Here is a 231-nt window from a genome sequence, read left to right on the forward strand (position 1 = left end):
TGCCTGACCTGGGCCTTCCTGCGCGACGACTTCTCGGTGGCCTACGTGGCCGGCAACTCCAACAGCGCGCTGCCCTGGTACTACAAGTTCAGCGCCGTTTGGGGCGCCCACGAAGGTTCGCTGCTGCTCTGGGCGCTGATCCTCGGTGGCTGGACCTTCGCCGTGTCGATCTTCTCCCGGCAACTGCCGGAGGTCATGCTGGCCCGCGTGCTGGCGGTGATGGGCATGATC

At 66.2% G+C, this 231-nt stretch carries 1 pseudogene; it reads left to right on the forward strand.

Going from position 1 to position 231, the window contains the following annotated elements:
- Positions 1-231, forward strand: a pseudogene (locus tag G5A07_RS21820) (c-type cytochrome biogenesis protein CcmF); the annotation flags it as partial.

Source organism: Stenotrophomonas sp. AS012628 (assembly GCF_010608305.1).
In the GTDB taxonomy this organism is placed as follows: Bacteria; Pseudomonadota; Gammaproteobacteria; order Xanthomonadales; family Xanthomonadaceae; genus Stenotrophomonas; species Stenotrophomonas geniculata.